This is a genomic window from Bradyrhizobium sp. 192 (genome assembly GCF_023100965.1).
Classification (GTDB): Bacteria; Pseudomonadota; Alphaproteobacteria; order Rhizobiales; family Xanthobacteraceae; genus Bradyrhizobium; species Bradyrhizobium symbiodeficiens.
Genome location: NZ_CP064690.1, coordinates 5,000,251 through 5,015,148, shown reverse-complemented (window position 1 = coordinate 5,015,148; position 14,898 = coordinate 5,000,251). Strand labels below are relative to the sequence as shown.

The 14,898-nt window shown below is 65.3% G+C and carries 18 protein-coding genes; 10 read left to right on the top strand and 8 right to left on the bottom strand.

Annotated features, from left to right (window positions below; all coding sequences use genetic code 11):
- Window positions 1-50 precede the first annotated feature (50 nt).
- Together IVB24_RS23105 and IVB24_RS23100 are read left to right on the top strand one after the other, a co-directional pair.
- On the top strand, window positions 51-860 hold the full coding sequence (locus IVB24_RS23105) for a glucose 1-dehydrogenase (protein WP_162308528.1): 810 nt from the start codon (window positions 51-53) through the stop codon (window positions 858-860).
- A 95-nt stretch (window positions 861-955) separates the two neighbouring features.
- A complete protein-coding gene (locus tag IVB24_RS23100) occupies window positions 956-1,753 on the top strand; it encodes an aldolase (protein WP_247769062.1) in 798 nt (265 codons plus the stop codon).
- A gap of 129 nt (window positions 1,754-1,882) precedes the next feature.
- Here the strand turns inward: IVB24_RS23100 and IVB24_RS23095 are convergent, their stop codons facing one another.
- Complete coding sequence (locus IVB24_RS23095; protein WP_247769060.1) at window positions 1,883-3,112, bottom strand: lytic murein transglycosylase; 1,230 nt, start codon at window positions 3,110-3,112, stop codon at window positions 1,883-1,885.
- 124 nt (window positions 3,113-3,236) lie between these two features.
- On the opposite strand from IVB24_RS23095, the gene IVB24_RS23090 reads away from it, so the two are divergent.
- From IVB24_RS23090 to IVB24_RS23080, 3 genes are all read left to right on the top strand, one after another.
- Complete coding sequence (locus IVB24_RS23090) at window positions 3,237-3,491, top strand: hypothetical protein (protein ID WP_094974291.1); 255 nt, start codon at window positions 3,237-3,239, stop codon at window positions 3,489-3,491.
- Between the two features lie 60 nt (window positions 3,492-3,551).
- Window positions 3,552-3,803, top strand: a complete 252-nt coding sequence (locus tag IVB24_RS23085) for a hypothetical protein (RefSeq protein ID WP_166469436.1) — start codon at window positions 3,552-3,554, stop codon at window positions 3,801-3,803.
- Between the two features lie 84 nt (window positions 3,804-3,887).
- On the top strand, window positions 3,888-4,073 hold the full coding sequence (locus tag IVB24_RS23080) for a hypothetical protein (protein WP_247769055.1): 186 nt from the start codon (window positions 3,888-3,890) through the stop codon (window positions 4,071-4,073).
- A 7-nt stretch (window positions 4,074-4,080) separates the two neighbouring features.
- Here the strand turns inward: IVB24_RS23080 and IVB24_RS23075 are convergent, their stop codons facing one another.
- The gene (locus IVB24_RS23075) at window positions 4,081-4,602 is read right to left on the bottom strand and encodes a MarR family transcriptional regulator (protein ID WP_247769050.1); all 522 of its coding nucleotides are present in this window, start codon (window positions 4,600-4,602) and stop codon (window positions 4,081-4,083) included.
- 53 nt (window positions 4,603-4,655) lie between these two features.
- Here IVB24_RS23075 and IVB24_RS23070 point away from each other — a divergent pair, with 53 nt between their 5' ends.
- Both IVB24_RS23070 and IVB24_RS23065 read left to right on the top strand, forming a co-directional pair.
- Window positions 4,656-5,135 (top strand): carboxymuconolactone decarboxylase family protein, encoded by a 480-nt coding sequence (locus IVB24_RS23070; protein ID WP_247769040.1) that lies wholly within the window; start codon window positions 4,656-4,658, stop codon window positions 5,133-5,135.
- 21 nt (window positions 5,136-5,156) lie between these two features.
- Window positions 5,157-5,660 carry a cupin domain-containing protein gene (locus IVB24_RS23065; protein ID WP_247769034.1) on the top strand — a complete coding sequence of 168 codons (504 nt, stop codon included), beginning with the start codon at window positions 5,157-5,159 and terminating at the stop codon, window positions 5,658-5,660.
- A gap of 10 nt (window positions 5,661-5,670) precedes the next feature.
- Here the strand turns inward: IVB24_RS23065 and IVB24_RS23060 are convergent, their stop codons facing one another.
- From IVB24_RS23060 to efp, 3 genes are all read right to left on the bottom strand, one after another.
- Window positions 5,671-6,654 carry a DUF808 domain-containing protein gene (locus IVB24_RS23060; protein ID WP_247769030.1) on the bottom strand — a complete coding sequence of 328 codons (984 nt, stop codon included), beginning with the start codon at window positions 6,652-6,654 and terminating at the stop codon, window positions 5,671-5,673.
- Window positions 6,655-6,739: 85 nt separating this feature from the next.
- Window positions 6,740-8,362, bottom strand: a complete 1,623-nt coding sequence (locus IVB24_RS23055) for a M23 family peptidase (RefSeq protein ID WP_247769028.1) — start codon at window positions 8,360-8,362, stop codon at window positions 6,740-6,742.
- Between the two features lie 23 nt (window positions 8,363-8,385).
- Window positions 8,386-8,952: an elongation factor P gene (gene efp, locus IVB24_RS23050; RefSeq protein WP_028161298.1), complete on the bottom strand. Its 567-nt coding sequence runs from the start codon at window positions 8,950-8,952 to the stop codon at window positions 8,386-8,388.
- 162 nt (window positions 8,953-9,114) lie between these two features.
- Here efp and epmA point away from each other — a divergent pair, with 162 nt between their 5' ends.
- From epmA to IVB24_RS23035, 3 genes are read left to right on the top strand one after another with little or no spacing between them, the layout of a single operon-like run.
- Complete coding sequence (gene epmA, locus IVB24_RS23045; protein WP_094974284.1) at window positions 9,115-10,179, top strand: EF-P lysine aminoacylase EpmA; 1,065 nt, start codon at window positions 9,115-9,117, stop codon at window positions 10,177-10,179.
- Complete coding sequence (locus tag IVB24_RS23040) at window positions 10,176-11,270, top strand: lysine-2,3-aminomutase-like protein (RefSeq protein ID WP_247769026.1); 1,095 nt, start codon at window positions 10,176-10,178, stop codon at window positions 11,268-11,270. Before epmA ends, IVB24_RS23040 begins: the two co-directional genes overlap by 4 nt.
- A gap of 43 nt (window positions 11,271-11,313) precedes the next feature.
- The gene (locus IVB24_RS23035) at window positions 11,314-11,577 is read left to right on the top strand and encodes a hypothetical protein (protein WP_094974282.1); all 264 of its coding nucleotides are present in this window, start codon (window positions 11,314-11,316) and stop codon (window positions 11,575-11,577) included.
- Between the two features lie 68 nt (window positions 11,578-11,645).
- On the opposite strand, the gene IVB24_RS23030 is transcribed toward IVB24_RS23035, so the two are convergent.
- The 3 genes from IVB24_RS23030 to IVB24_RS23020 form a co-directional block, all read right to left on the bottom strand.
- On the bottom strand, window positions 11,646-12,731 hold the full coding sequence (locus IVB24_RS23030) for a 3-deoxy-7-phosphoheptulonate synthase (protein ID WP_276578211.1): 1,086 nt from the start codon (window positions 12,729-12,731) through the stop codon (window positions 11,646-11,648).
- Window positions 12,732-12,964: 233 nt separating this feature from the next.
- A complete protein-coding gene (locus tag IVB24_RS23025) occupies window positions 12,965-13,543 on the bottom strand; it encodes an HdeD family acid-resistance protein (protein ID WP_094974280.1) in 579 nt (192 codons plus the stop codon).
- Window positions 13,544-13,612: 69 nt separating this feature from the next.
- Complete coding sequence (locus tag IVB24_RS23020; protein WP_094974279.1) at window positions 13,613-14,653, bottom strand: PrsW family glutamic-type intramembrane protease; 1,041 nt, start codon at window positions 14,651-14,653, stop codon at window positions 13,613-13,615.
- Window positions 14,654-14,898 lie beyond the last annotated feature (245 nt).

The window sequence follows — 14,898 nt, the reverse complement described above, 5'->3', positions numbered from 1 at the left end:
AGATCATGCGCAAAAATAAGATCGCTCAAACAACAAAAAAGGGAGTGAACATGGCAGGGCAGGTTGAGGGCAAGGTCGCGCTGGTGACCGGCGGCGCCTCGGGTATCGGCGAGGCCATCGTCGAGCTGTTCGCGCGCGAAGGCGCGACCGTCGTCATCACCGACATCGATGAGCTGCGCGGGCCCGAGCTCGCCAAGCGCGTGACAAAAGCCGGCGGCAAGGCGATCTTCCTGGAGCAGGACGTCACCAGCGAGGAACGCTGGATCGAAATCGTCGGCGAAATCGCCAAGCGCCACGGCCGGCTCGATATCATGGTCTCCAACGCCGGCATCGGCATCGCCGTGCCCTCGATCGTCGACATGACGCTCGCCGACTGGCGCAAGCAGAACGCGATCAATCTCGACGGTGTGTTTCTCTCGGTCAAGCATTGCCTGCCGCTGATGCGCAAGCATGGCGGCGGTTCGATCGTCATGATGTCCTCGCTCGCAGGCCTGCGCGGCGCGCCGGGCCTGTCGGCCTATTCGGCGACCAAGGGCGGCGTGCGGCTGTTCGCCAAGTCGATCGCGATGGAATGCGCGGCGGCCGGCGACGGCATCCGGGTCAATTCCGTGCATCCCGGCATCATCGACACCCCGATCTGGGGCAAGATCCCGACGGGCGCGACCGGCGCCGGCCAGAACGCGCCGATCGATCCCGAGGAGCGCGCCAAGGTCGCAACCCCGCTCGGCCGCGCCGGACAGGCCGCGGAGATCGCCTCGGGCGTGCTGTATCTGGCCTCCGATGCCTCGCGCTACGTCACCGGTAGCGAGCTCGTTATCGACGGCGGCATGAACGCCGGCGGCGTGCCGCGGCGGGCCTGAGCGCGCAGGGCAGGGTGGCACGCGCAGGGGCTGACGCGCAGGCGCAGCCCCTGTACAAGGCGGACAGCTTTCGACCGACAGAGGTGTCCTTCGCCATGGCGCACAGCCTTCACGCTTCCTCACCCGCGCCCGCGCCATTCCGCTCGAACCGGCCGGACCTCGCCACCGATGCGATCCGCACCGCGCGCGAGGATCTCGCCGCCTGCTTCCGCATGGCGGCGCGCAACGGTTTCGAGGAGGGCATCTGCAACCACTTCTCGGCCGTCGTGCCCGGCCATGACGATCTATTTCTCGTCAATCCCTACGGCTATGCCTTTCGCGAGATCACAGCCTCAAAGCTGCTGATCTGCGATTTCCACGGCAATGTGCTCGACGGCGAGGGCGTGCCAGAGGCGACCGCGTTCTACATCCACGCCGAGATGCACAGGTTGCTGCCGCGCGCCAAGGTCGCGTTCCACACGCACATGCCCTATGCGACGGCGCTATCGATGACCGAAGGCGAGCCCTTGATCTGGGCCGGCCAGACCGCGCTGAAATTCTACGGCCGCACCGCGGTCGACCGCGACTACAACGGCCTCGCGCTCGACAACCGCGAGGGCGCCCGGATCGCCTCGGCCGTGGGTGACGCCGATATCGTCTTCATGAAGCATCACGGCGTGATGGTGCTGGCCCCGACCATCGCGGAAGCCTGGGACGATCTCTATTACCTCGAACGCGCCGCCGAGGTACAGGTGCTGGCGATGTCGACGGGACGGAACGTGCTGCCGGTCGATCCCGCGATTGCGGCCGAGACCTATCGGCAGATGCGTGAGGGCGATTCCGAATCCGCGCAACTGCATCTCGCCGCGATCCGCCGGCAACTGGATGCGGAAGAGCCGCAGTACAGGCACTGAACTGGTCGTCATTCCGGGGCACGCGAAGCGCGAGCCCGGAATCCATCGTGCAGCAAGTCGGGCGGAGAAATGGATTCCGGGCTCGCGCAAAGGGCGCGCCCCGGAATGACAAAGTGAGGGCGCAGGCTCCTATGACCCCTGCCGCAGCTTGGCCAGCACCTTCAGCCCGCCATATCCGTCCGCAGGCGCAATCCCCGCGCGCTGCTGGAAATCCTTGATCGCCTTCATGGTGTCGTTGCCGACCCGGCCGTCGGTGCCGCCGGTGTCGAAGCCGGCTTTCGTCAATCGCGTCTGCATTTCCTGCACCTCGGCGAGCGTCAGCGCGCGCTCGGAGCCGGGGAAGGGTTGGATAAAGGCCGGCCCGCCGAGGCAGCGGTCGCCGAGATGGCAGATCGCCAGCGCATAATTCATGGAAGGGTTGTAGCTCTTCACCGAGTAGAAATTCGGTCCCAGCAGGAATGTCGGTCCGCCAGCGACCGGCGTCCACATTTGCGCGGATGCGTTCGGCTGCGGGAACGGCTGGCCGTCGGCGCGGGTGACGCCGGAAGATGCCCAGGCCGCATAGGTGCGGCTGCCGCTCATATTGCCGGCCGCCCGCACCTCGTAGCCCCAATGCTCGCCGCGATGCCATTTGCCCCGGTTGACGAGATATTTTGCGGTGGAGCCCAGCGCGTCGTCGGGCTTTCCGAAGGGGGAGACCTTGCCGTCGCCGTCATAGTCGATGCCGACATTGAGCCAGACTTCCGGCATCCATTGCGAATGGCCCATCGCGCCGGCCCAGGAGCCCTGCATCTGCTCCGGCGTGCTCCAGCCCTTGTCGACGATGCGGAGCGCGTTGATCAGCTCGGTCTCCCAATAGGCCTTGCGGCGCGGCTCGTTCCAGGCGAGCGCGGCGAGGGAGGGAAACACCGGCGTCATGTGGTTCTGTTGCACCAGGGGGTCGCCATAGGCGGACTCGACGCCCCACAGTGCCAGCAGCGTGCCGCGCTCGACACCGAAATCCCGCTCGATGCGCGCCAGCAGCGCCTCGTTGTTCTTCAGCGCGATCTTGCCGTTGATGATGCGCCAGTCGGAGACGCGGCGGTTGATGTATTGCCAGACCTGTTCGTGGAATTCGGGCTGGCTGCGCATCTGCTTGAACACGCTCATGTCGGGCTCGACCCGTGCCATCGCGCGCTGCCAGGTCGCGGCCGAGATGCCCTTGGCCATCGCACGTGCGCGAAAGCTTTCGCGCCATTCGTCAAAGCCCGGCGGTGCTGCGAGGACGCCTGCGGGTGACGCGAGGACAGCGGCCGCGCCGAGCACGGACTTCAACAATGTGCGGCGGGTGTGATGGGCCGAGGAATCAGCTTGTTTCATGGATCCAGTCTAGCCGGAAACATGGCCGGTGTGAGCCGGTTCCGGGTACGCGGGAATAGGCCGTTCATGCGGAACAAAGTGTCGCAGTCCTGCATTCCCTCCCCATGACAACGAGGAGGACAAGATGAGGAAATATCTGTTTGCCGCCGCCATGGTGACTGCCATTGCGGCCCCTGCATTCGCCGATGAAGTTGGTGTTCACGTCGGCCCGGTCGGTGCCGGTGTAACGGTCGGCCAGTCGCCGGACTATCGCGTCCGCGAGCGTGACCGCACCACGGTCGTCCGGGAACGCGAGCCGTCGAGCCGCACCACCGTGATCAAGAAGGAAGATGCGTACGGCAATCGCAGCAAGACCGTGATCCATCACGACAACGACTGACGGAATTGGCCCCGGCCTGAGCGCCGGGGCCGCTCCCCTTCATCGAGAATTCGGGGTGGAATGAAGATACGCGCGCATGCGGAGAGCCACGTCGTCGAACTCGACGACGGATCGTTATGGCAGATCTTTCCCGGCGATCTCGCGACGACGCTGAGCTGGAAGCCCGAGACCGATTTGCACCTGGAGCCGAGCGGCGACCGGGTGAGTTCGCATGTGCTGGTGAATGCCACCGACAACAGCCGCGTACGGGTGATCGCGGCGGACGGGACCTGGGTCGATGGTGAGGTTAAGAATGTTTTGAAGGACGGTTAGCGGGCTCCCGCGCTTCCTGAATATCTCTGGCTTTCAGGCCTGTCGTTTTACGGTTGGTTCGCTTCCACCTGCGCAGGATGCGGCATGCGGGAGCTTTTCGACATCATCCGTGCCAATCCCTGGCCCTTCGGCGCCGGGCTCCTCGTCGTCGTCCTGATGATCATCGCCGAGAATTTCGGCCGCGGCATCCAGGGCGGCGATGCCGGTGGGGGCGGCGATTTCCCGGATGCTGCCGGCTGTGACGGCGGCGACGGGGGAGGCGGCGACTGATCCTCGCCTAGTCCTCCTGCAACTCCGTCGCGACGTTGGCGAGCCAGCGGCGAATGCTCGCCTCGGCCTTGGCGTCGAGCCCGCTAGCCAGACGCTTCTCCAGCGTGATCACGCGTTCCCTGCACGCCCTCAACAACGTCGTTCCCCGCTTGGTCAGCGTCCATTGCTGGATACGGCCGTGGACGGGATGAGGCGTCATCACGATCGCTCCGTCACGCTCAAGATTGCGGATGATGACCCCGACCGTTTGCGGGGTGAGGAAAGTGAGACGGGCCACGTCGGCGCCTGATAGGCCCGGATAGGCATTCAGCATCGTCAGCACCGCAAATTGCGGCGACGTCACCCCGAGGTCTGCGAGCGTCCGCTCCATCGTCAGGCGGACCGCGGCATGGGCCTGGCGCAGGAGATAGCCGAGATACCCTTGCTCGCCGCGCTTGCCTTCGCCCACGGCGGGCACCTGCATGGGACCAGGCTCGACGGGTTTGCCCCGGGATTTCGATCTCGTGATATTGGGTGCCTTGCGCAACATGTAAGAGCTCTTATAAGATGTAAGCAATCTTATAATAGACGAGGTGGACGGCAATGTCACATGCCCGCAGTGAATACGAGGATTTCAAGCGGATCGCGCCCGATGCGTATGATCTGGTGCTCGCGCTGGGTCAACTTGCGGCCAAGGCCGGCCTCGACAGGCAGCTTCTCGAGCTCGTCAAGCTGCGCGCTTCGCAGATCAACGGCTGCGCCTTCTGCGTGCAGCACCATGTCGTGCTGTCGGAACGGATTGGCGTGCCCGCCGACAAGCTCCATCTGGTCGCGGTTTGGCGCGAGGCGCCGATCTTTTCGCCGCGCGAGCGCGCCGCGCTGGCCTGGGCGGAGGCGCTGACCTTGCTGCCCGACGGCGTCAGCGAGGACGTCTATGCCGAAGCTGCCCGGGAGTTCTCCGAGACCGAGCTGATGTACCTGACCTCGGCGGTCGCCTCGATCAATGTCTGGAACCGTTTCGGCGCTGCGTTTCGCTGGACGCCGGCACCGCGGCCGGTGGCCGCGAATGCTGCAGCATCCTGACCGACACGAACGGAGGTTACGATGACAGCAACGAGTTTATCTACCGTACGACGGCCGGCGCCGTCACCTTCGACTGCGCTTGCCGTCGTCGCAGGACTTGCCTGCGCATTTGCGATCGGCAAAACGCTGCCGCTGACGATGGATGCCGTCTCCGGCGCGCTGGCGCCGCTCTGCGCCACGGCGGCGGAGAGCTCGCCGCTCGACAAGGTCGAACCGATCGGCTCCTACGCCTTGCCGAACGTGCCGGGCAAGCGCGTCACCATCGTGCGCGTGACCTATGGTCCGGGCGGATTCTCGCGCCCGCATCGTCACGCAGGATCGGTGACCGCCTACATCACCAAGGGCGAGATCCGCTCCCAGCTTGGCGGCGGTCCTGTCGAGACGTTCGGCGTCGGCCAGTCCTTCTTCGAGCCGCCAGGCTCGACGCATCTGGTCTCGGCCAACGCCAGCATGACCGAACCCGCGGAGTTGATCGCGGTGTTCGTGGCCGACGAGGGCGCGCAGCTCACGACGTTGCTCGAATAGCCGATAGCCTTCAGGCTTGCCGCAAGCCCTTCACCCGCTTCCATGCCGGCGAGAGACCGTATTGGACTGTCGGAATCGCAACTGCGCCGACAATCAATCCGACGATCCCTGAGATGGCCGCCTCGACCGACCATTCGATGATGCCGGCAATGGATGGAAGGGCGTGCGCGGCAACCTCGGTTGCGGCATGGACCATGCGGCCGACCACGGGCGGGCCGTATTTTTCGATGCCGTGCAGGATGATGCCGCCGCCAACCCAGATCATGGCCGCCGTGCCGACGGTGCTCAGCACTGCCAGGAAGGTAGGCATACCGCGGACGAGTGCGCGGCCAAGCGAGCGGATCGCTGCGCCAATGATGGAGGCGCCGTCGTAGCGCGCAAGGGCCAGCCCGGCATCGTCCGCCTTCACGATCAGGGCCACCACGCCGTAGACCCCGACCGTTATACCGAAGCCGACCAAAGCCAGCACCAATGCCTGGGTCCAGATATTGCCTGCGGGGATAGCTGCCAGCGTGATCGCCATGATCTCCGCCGAGAGGATGAAATCCGTCTTGATGGCGCTCGCGACCTTCTCGTCCTCGACCGACCTGGCATCCGCCGCCATCGGCTGGAGCTGAGCCTCGTGGTGCGCATGATGGGGCATCACGGCTTCGAGCACCTTCTCGGCGCCTTCGTAGCAGAGAAAGGCTCCGCCCAGCATGAGCAGCGGGGTTACCGCGGTTGGAAGGAAATAGCCAAGCAATAGGGCAACCGGAAGCAAAATCAGCAATTTGTTGCGCAGCGATCCGACCGCAATCTTGCCGACGATCGGCAGTTCGCGCTTCGCGGCAAAACCGATGACGTAGTTCGGCGTGACGGCTGCGTCGTCGATGACCACGCCGGCCGCCTTTGCACCCGCTTTGGCAGCCTGACCCGCCACGTCGTCGAGCGAGGCCGCTGCCACTTTTGCGATCGCCGCGATATCGTCGAGAAGGCCAAGCAGTCCGACACTCATCAACCCGATCCCTTGTTCGTTCGAGCCAGCGGTGTCCGCGACTGCATGCACTTGCACCGCCCTTCATTTGGAAGCGAGCAAGCTCTTAATTCTCTTCGCCGCCTGACCCCTCGCGCAGGTCCGGCTTGATCACGTCCTCCGGCAGCGCATGGGCGACCGGCTGCGCCGTGACCGCGATCTCCGGGCCAACCTCGCGGCCGCGGGCGCGGATGAGGCGTTCGTAGGCGGAGACCAGAGTGACGTAGGGGCTGACCCAGATCCAGCCGTCGCGCGTGAACACCTGCACGTCGAAATGCAGATGCATCGACGTTCCCGCGGGATGGTCGAGATAGTTCGAGATCACACCGATTTTCTCGCCTTCTGTGACGATGCGGCCATTGAGCACGCCATCGGCATTCATCGCCTGCGGATTCATGTGCATGTAGCGGAAGCGGATGTGCTCGGTGCGGCTGTTGACCTGAAGCGTCGCGGCCTGGTCCTTGGACGCACGGATCACGATGGCATCGCGCACGGCGACGACGCCGCGCTGCTTGGGATCGCAGGGCTCGCGGCCTTCGCCGGGCGGCGGGCAGTCGGCGGCGCGGATGTCCTCGCCCTGATGGCCGTAACCGCCCGCGCATTGCCAGACCTCGAAACTGCGGGACTCGCAGAAATTGTCGCGCCAGGGATAGGCGGTCATGCTCTCCGTCCTGTCGCGCTTGGCATAGGATTGCGAGCGGACGAAGGCGGGCGCCTTTTCGAGCGGAAAGCGGATTTGTGCATAGGCCATGGCGTCGGGATGGCCGCCCTGCTTGCGATAGCCGGTGTTCGGGATGATGTCGCCGCTCGGCCGATAGCTGAAATCCGGTGAACGGCCAGCCGGACGATCGAGGATGTTGGAGGCGATGTCCGTCAATGGCCGCATGCGCTGGCCGCCGGCGACGCGTAGGGCCTTCAGGAAGCGCTCGGCGACCGGAGAGGCTTCCTTGCAGGCCAGCCGCCGCGGTTTGGCGACGCTGTCGAGGCACTGGATCGACACTACATAGGCGACGCCGAAACGAGTGAAAGCGTAGCGGACATAGCCTTCCCGGATGAACCTGCGCAGGTCCGGGTAGGTTGTCGCGAGCGGCTTGACCGGCTCGCCCTTGCCGCCGGCGGGATCGGCGATGTCGTAGACCAGCGCCGAGCCTGTGATCTGCACCTCGACCGGCCTTGTGAACACCCGGACCGGCATGCCGTCACCGGCGCCGGGCTCGAGCGAGAAGGTCGCGCTGTAGCCGGCGGGGCCGGCATCGAACATGTCGACGGGATTGAAGTCCGCCTGGTAGCGGGACAGCGCCAGCGTCGCCGTCGCGCCGCTGCGCTGCGCCTCGAGGTAAGCCGCGGCGTCGAACGGCAGCAGCACCGGCACGGGACTGCGCGTGATGCCGGTGAAGAAACGCGAGGAAACCGCGTTGAGCTGCACCAATGCGGGCATCGCGCGGGGATCGTAACGCGGCACCGTGCGGCGAGGTGCAAAGACGAAATCGCCCGCGACCCTGGGGCGGCCGTTGATCTCGGTGCGGAGCTGGTCGAGCGCTGCGCGCCAGTCGACGCGCAGGGCCGTGAGCGAAGGGCTGCGGAATTCATCCGCAGCGAGCGGAGTGGCAATGAGGAGCGAGAGCGACGCCAGGAGCAGCGAAACGAAGCGGAAACCCTTCCCAACCACTGTCTCGCCCCCCGGCGGCACCTGTTGCGCTCGCTCTGTTCCCGTCAGTCCTTGGCGCGTTCGGAGTAGGAGCCGTCTTCGGTCATGACCACGATGCGGGTGCCGACCGCGATGTGCGGCGGCACCGTGGTGCGCACGCCGTTGGAGAGCACCGCAGGCTTGTAGGAGGACGAGGCGGTCTGGCCCTTGGTCACCGGCTCGGTCTCGACCACTTCCAGCGTGACGCGCTGGGGCAGCGCGAGCGAGACCACGTTGACGTCGTGGGTCGACAGCTTGACGGTCATGTCCGGTTGAAGATAGGAGGCCGCGTCGCCGACGACGTCCTTGGAGACCTGGACCTGGTCGTAGGTCTCCGGGTTCATGAAGTGGTAGCCGTCGCCGTCTTCATACAGGAAGGTGTAGTTGCGCTCTTCGATGGTGGCCTTTTCGACCTGGTCGGTGGTCTTGTAGCGTTCGGAGATCTTTACCCCGTCCGAGATTCGGCGCATTTCGATCTGGCTGACCGGAGTGCCCTTGCCGGGATGGATGTTCTCGGCGCTCACGACGACATAGAGCTTGCCGTCTTGCTCGATCACGTTGCCCTTGCGAATAGAACTGGCGATGACTCTCAAAGCTATATTTCCTGCTTGCTTGGCCCGGCACCGGCCAGGACGTGATCAAATTGATGGGGGACCTGGGGCCTCAAATCAGACCGCGGCACCCGTTTCGGGCCGCAACATACTGATTTTGCCGCTAGATGCCAGCATTTTGCTCGGACCTGGGGCGGTCCGGTAATGGCTGGGGACAAGCCCATCTCACCGTTCTGGTCGCCCGGGCGGCATCTCGACCGCCGGCCCTTCCTGCAGGCCAGGGGGGCCATTACCGGGTCTCTCAGGGGCTTTTTTGCCGAGCAGGGGTTCGTGGAGGTCGAAACCTCCATCCTCCAGGTCTCCCCGGGCAACGAGACCCATCTGCATGCCCCCCGGACCGAGATCATGCGGCCGGACGGCAGCCGGGCCAGCCGATATTTGCGGACTTCGCCCGAATTCGCCTGCAAGAAGCTGCTGGCGGCGGGCGAGACGCGGATTTTCGAGCTCGCCCGGGTGTTCCGGGACCGTGAGCGCGGCGACTTGCATCTGCCCGAATTCACCATGCTGGAATGGTATCGGGCGGGCGCCTCCTACGACGCCATCATGGCCGATTGCGTCGTCGTCATCGCCCGCGCCGCGCAGGCGACCGGCATCGGGACCTTCTCGTTCCGCGGCCGGACCGCCGATCCGTTCGCCGAGCCCGAGCTCCTGACGGTCGCGGGCGCCTTCGAACGGTTCGCCGGCATCGACCTGCTGTCGACAATCAGGGACGGCGAGGGTAACCGTGCTGCGCTGGCCGAGGCGGCCAGCGGCAAGGTCCGTGTGGCCGGGGACGACACCTGGTCGGATATCTTCAGCAAGGTTCTGGTCGAGCACGTCGAGCCGCATCTGGGGCAGGGGCGTTTGACCGTTTTGTTCGAATACCCATCTCCGGAGGCGGCGCTGGCGCGGGTTAAGGCTGGGGATCCCAGGGTTGCCGAGCGCTTCGAGGTCTACGCCTGCGGCGTCGAGCTCGCCAACGGCTTTGGGGAACTGACCGATGCCCGGGAGCTGCGAAAGCGCTTCACGGAATCGATGACGGAGAAGCAGCGCCGCTACGGCGAAGCCTATCCGCTCGACGAGGACTTTCTGGCCGCAGTCGCCGCAATGCCGGAGGCGAGCGGTGTGGCGCTCGGCCTCGACCGGCTGGTGATGCTGGCAAGCGGCGCATCGCGGATCGATCAGGTGGTCTGGACGCCACCTGCAAATGAAGCATCTTTCGAGACATGACGAAAACGAACCTTGCACGCACTCTGCGCGAGCCGGCTGAGCTGGTCGCCGAAGGTCTGGCGCCCGCAGCAGCGCTGCCGGCGCTCGAACGCGTTGCCGCACGCTATGCCGTGGCCATCACGCCGGCGCTGGTCGAAATGATCGATCCGTCCGACCCCGACGATCCTATCGCCCGTCAGTTTGTTCCGAGTGCAGACGAATTGGAGATGCAGCCGGGCGAGGACGCCGATCCGATCGGAGATCATCCGCACACGCCGGTATCCGGCATCGTGCACCGCTATCCCGACCGCGTGTTGTTCAAGCTGGTTCACGTCTGCGCGGTCTATTGCCGCTTCTGCTTCCGCCGCGAGATGGTCGGCCCCGGCAAGGAGAATGCGCTGTCGGACAGCGCCTATCGCGCGGCGATCGACTACATCCGTTCGCATCACGAGATATGGGAAGTGATCCTGACCGGTGGCGATCCCCTGATGCTGTCGCCGCGGCGGATGGGCGAGATCATGACCGAACTCGCGGCGATCGATCACGTCAAGGTCATCCGCCTTCACACGAGGTTGCCGGTGGCCGATCCCGCGCGGATCAGCGACGAGATGGTCGCGGCGCTCAAGGTCGAGGGTGCGACCACCTGGGTGGCCGTGCATGCCAACCATGCGCGGGAATTGACGGGAACGGCGCGCGCCGCCTGCGCGCGGCTCGTCGATTCCGGCATTCCGCTGGTGAGCCAGTCCGTCCTTTTGCGCGGGGTCAATGACAACATCGCCGCTCTGTCGGATTTGATGCGAGCTTTCGTCGAATGCCGGATCAAGCCCTATTATCTGCATCACGGCGATCTCGCGCCGGGCACCGCGCATCTGCGGACGACCCTGGCGGAGGGGCAGGACCTGATGCGGCAGTTGCGCGGGCGGGTGTCAGGGCTCTGTCAGCCGGACTATGTCATCGATATTCCCGGTGGTGCCGGGAAGTCGCCGGTCGGACCGAATTACGTGTTGGCGGAGCAAAATACCGCACCTGACGCGCGTGATGCCGACACCGAAACGCGCTATCGTATCGTCGATTATTGCGGCGACGTTCATCTCTATCCGCCCGAGACCTGAGCGGTGAAAGCGGCGACGCTGGTTTGAGGAATGGAGGAGAGACATGAAGAAGATCATCGTGGCGGCATCGCTCGTGGTCTTGCTCGGTGGCGCGGCGGTCGCGCAGACCGGGAGCAAGGGATCAACGTCAGGCGGCGCCACGTCCGGGCCGTCGGCGGGCTCTGTGCCGCCTGCACCCGTCGGTCATCGTCAGCCGCGCGCCAGCGACGTGCCGAGTGAGAAGAATTTGAGCGATCCGAACGATCCGCTCAGCAAGGAAAATCAGGCGCTCGACAAGAAGATCAAGAGCATCTGCCGCGGCTGCTGAGGCTCAACCTCTCCCCGACGGGGAGAGGTTGATAACGGGCCCGCGACCGACGCTTCGTCACGTCATCCCTATGCCGACCGCTCATGCAGGCCTGCACCGCGGAGGTTGCGCCGGACCTCCACCGCGTCAGCGAGCTGCTCGAGCACGGTCGCGGTGGCCGCCCAATCAATGCAGCCATCGGTGATGCTCTGGCCGTAGACGAGCGGCTTGCCCGGCGCGACGTCCTGGCGGCCGGCAACGAGATTGCTCTCGATCATCACGCCCATGATACGGTTCTCGCCGCCTGAGATCTGGCCAGCGATGTCGGCCGCCACAAGCGGCTGGTTCTCGGGCTTCTTGCTCGAATTGGCGTGGCTCGCATCGACCATCACCAGCGGTGCGACGCCGGATTTGGTCAGCTCGTTGCAGGCGGTCGCGACGCTTGCCGCGTCGTAGTTCGGCTTGCTGCCGCCGCGCAGGATGATGTGGCAGTCCTCGTTGCCCGCGGTCGAGGCGATCGCCGAGCGGCCGAGTTTCGTCACCGCCATGAAGTGATGCGGATGCGAGGCCGACTTCACCGCGTCCGCCGCGATCCGCACATTGCCGTCGGTGCCGTTCTTGAAGCCGACCGGACAGGACAGGCCCGAGGCCAGCTCGCGATGGATCTGGCTCTCGGTCGTGCGCGCGCCGATCGCGGCCCAGGACACGAGGTCGGCGATGTATTGCGGCGTCGTCATGTCGAGGAATTCCGTGCCGGCGGGCAGGCCGAGATTGTTCACCGCCGACAGCACGTTGCGCGCCAGCCGAAGGCCCTTGTTGATGTCGAAGCTGCCGTCCAGATCGGGATCGTTGATCAGGCCCTTCCAGCCGACGGTGGTGCGCGGCTTCTCGAAATAGACCCGCATCACGATTTCGAGCTGGTCGGCGAGCTCTTCGCGCAAGCTCGCCAGTCGCTCGGCATATTCGAGCGCGGCTTTGGAGTCATGCACCGAGCAGGGGCCGACCACGACCAGCAGGCGGTCGTCCTGGCCGGCGAGATTGGCGTGGATGGCGTTGCGCGCGGCCATCACCACGCGCGTCGCGGTGAGCGTGCGCGGGACTTCCCGCATCACCTCCTCCGGCGTGCTCAGCTCTTTCAGTTCGCGGATACGAAGATCGTCGGTCGTGCTCAGCACGGCGGGCTCCTGTTTGTTTCGAACCTGCCGGCCAATAAAAAAGCCGCCAGGTCTGGCGGCTTGTTCGGACGTTTGCTTCAATATTCAGATTGAGCGCGATCCTCCTGCCGCCAGCGAGCTGTCGTAGCTAAAGTACCAAAAATAGCTGGTGGCGACGGTGATCATGGAGCGGCATATAGCGCGCCATCGGCGGATTGTCACCCCCCAATCGGCGCGGCAGGTGCCGAGGCGGGTCAGGTGTTGCTGTTGCGCGCCGCCAGCGCCATGCCGATCAGGCTGGCGCCGCCGAACAGGAGGTTGATACCGACGAGGACGCCGATGGCCCATTCCGCCGAGCTCGGCAGTCCCGTGATCACCATGAAGGAGATCGCGATGTCGACGAGGCCCGAGATCAGAAGCCACGACCAGCGGCCGCTGAGCTCGCGGCGGTGCTCCAGCGCGTACATGATGGTGGCGACGCCCTCGGCCAGGAAGTAGGCGCCGACCACGATGGTCAGCGTCAGCACGGCCTGCATCGGCCGGGCGAGCAGCAGCAGGCCGGCAAGCACGGCAAGCGCAGCCGAAATCAGCGACCACCAGAATCCCGGCGTGCTGCGCGCCCAATAAGTCACGATCAGCCCGCCGATACCGCTGATCAGGAACATCCAGCCGAGGAAGATCGCGATCGCAAGGCTGGCGAGCGGCGGCAGGATCAGCGCCGCGACGCCGAGAATGACGAGCAGGATGCCCTCGAACAGGAAGGCCTTCCAGTGGGCCTTGACCGTCCGGCCCATCATGGATTGCAGCCGTGAAAAATCTTCGGGCGACGTCATCGGCAGGCTCCAGGTCGAAAGGTCAGCGCTCAATCTAGTATGCGTGCGGCGCGCTTGCCATCCCGCGGCTCACCCGCCGCCGGGCGCCGAGGAAAAACCTTCCGCGGTGGTGCGGATGCGGTTGCGGCCGAGAACATAGATCGCCGTTGTGGCAATCAGAAGCGCCAGGCCGAGCAGGATCGAGACGAAACCGATCGGGATCAGGGCCAGTGTCAGATTGCGCTCGGGGTCGATGAGCCAGTGATGGATCGAGGTCAGCACGAAGGCGAGGCCGAGAAAGCCGACTCCGCCGCCGGCAAGCAGCAGCGCCCACATCCGGCGGAGCTGGCTGAGCCGCTCCCGCGCGACGTCGGTCCGGGGGGCGTGGTGGCGGGCGACGCGCCGAACCAGGCGGATCGCGAAGGCGATCGAGCTGAAGCCGATCAGGAGGCTGGCGGCGCCGAGCCACATCCGGAGTGTCGGATCGAGGTCGGGCATTCTTTGCAGGGTCAGCAGCGGAAAGTCGAAGGCCGAATGCAGCGCGAGCGGGCCGGCGAGCATCAGAAGGCGGCTGGAGAGGCGGGCCCAGTCTCGATGGTGGCGGTTCGCGCCGAGCGCCGTCCCGGCGCGCGCGATCGTCAGGTAAGCGCCCGCGATGATGCCGAGCGCGCCGTGGAACGGCACGGTCAGCACGCTGCGCAAGGCAGCCAACGAGCGCCACATCTCGGCGTGCTGAACCAGATAAGCCAGGTTCTCGTAAGCGGCGAAGCCGAGGCCGACCGCGGCACCGTAGACCACGGTATCCATCGGATTGGCGAAGGTCCGCCGCTTGGCCGAGGAGATCACCACGATGGCGATCACCTTGACGGCTTCCTCGGGCAGCGCGACGCCGAAGATCGAATGCATGGCGAGGGCCGCCCAGGGGTCATCGGGGGCTGCGACCATCTTGGCGAAGGGCGCGCGGGCGAGGCCCAGCAGCGAAATGCTGGCCGCTCCTAACAGGAACGCGGTCCAGACCTGGGCCGGCGGGCCCGGGCGCTCTTCGGCGGCGATGACAAGCCACAGCATCAGCAGCGCCGGGGCGATGGCGGCCGTTCCGATGACGGTGGGCAATGCTTCGATCAGGTACATCGGCGCCGAAAATAGGTTCCCTTGATCCGCTTATCTACATTGACCGATGCGACCATCTGTCATGCCCTTGCTGTCGGCTCGCTTAATGAACGTGATCGCTTCCGTTCATCTGCAGTCGCCCGTGGGGACAAAATACACGCGTCATCAATCGCATGACAGCACCCGTTCGTCATCCGCGGCAACGACAGCCCGACCGAGGTCGGGATGCGATTGGCAAGCTGGATCAAGGACGTGCGCAAATTTCT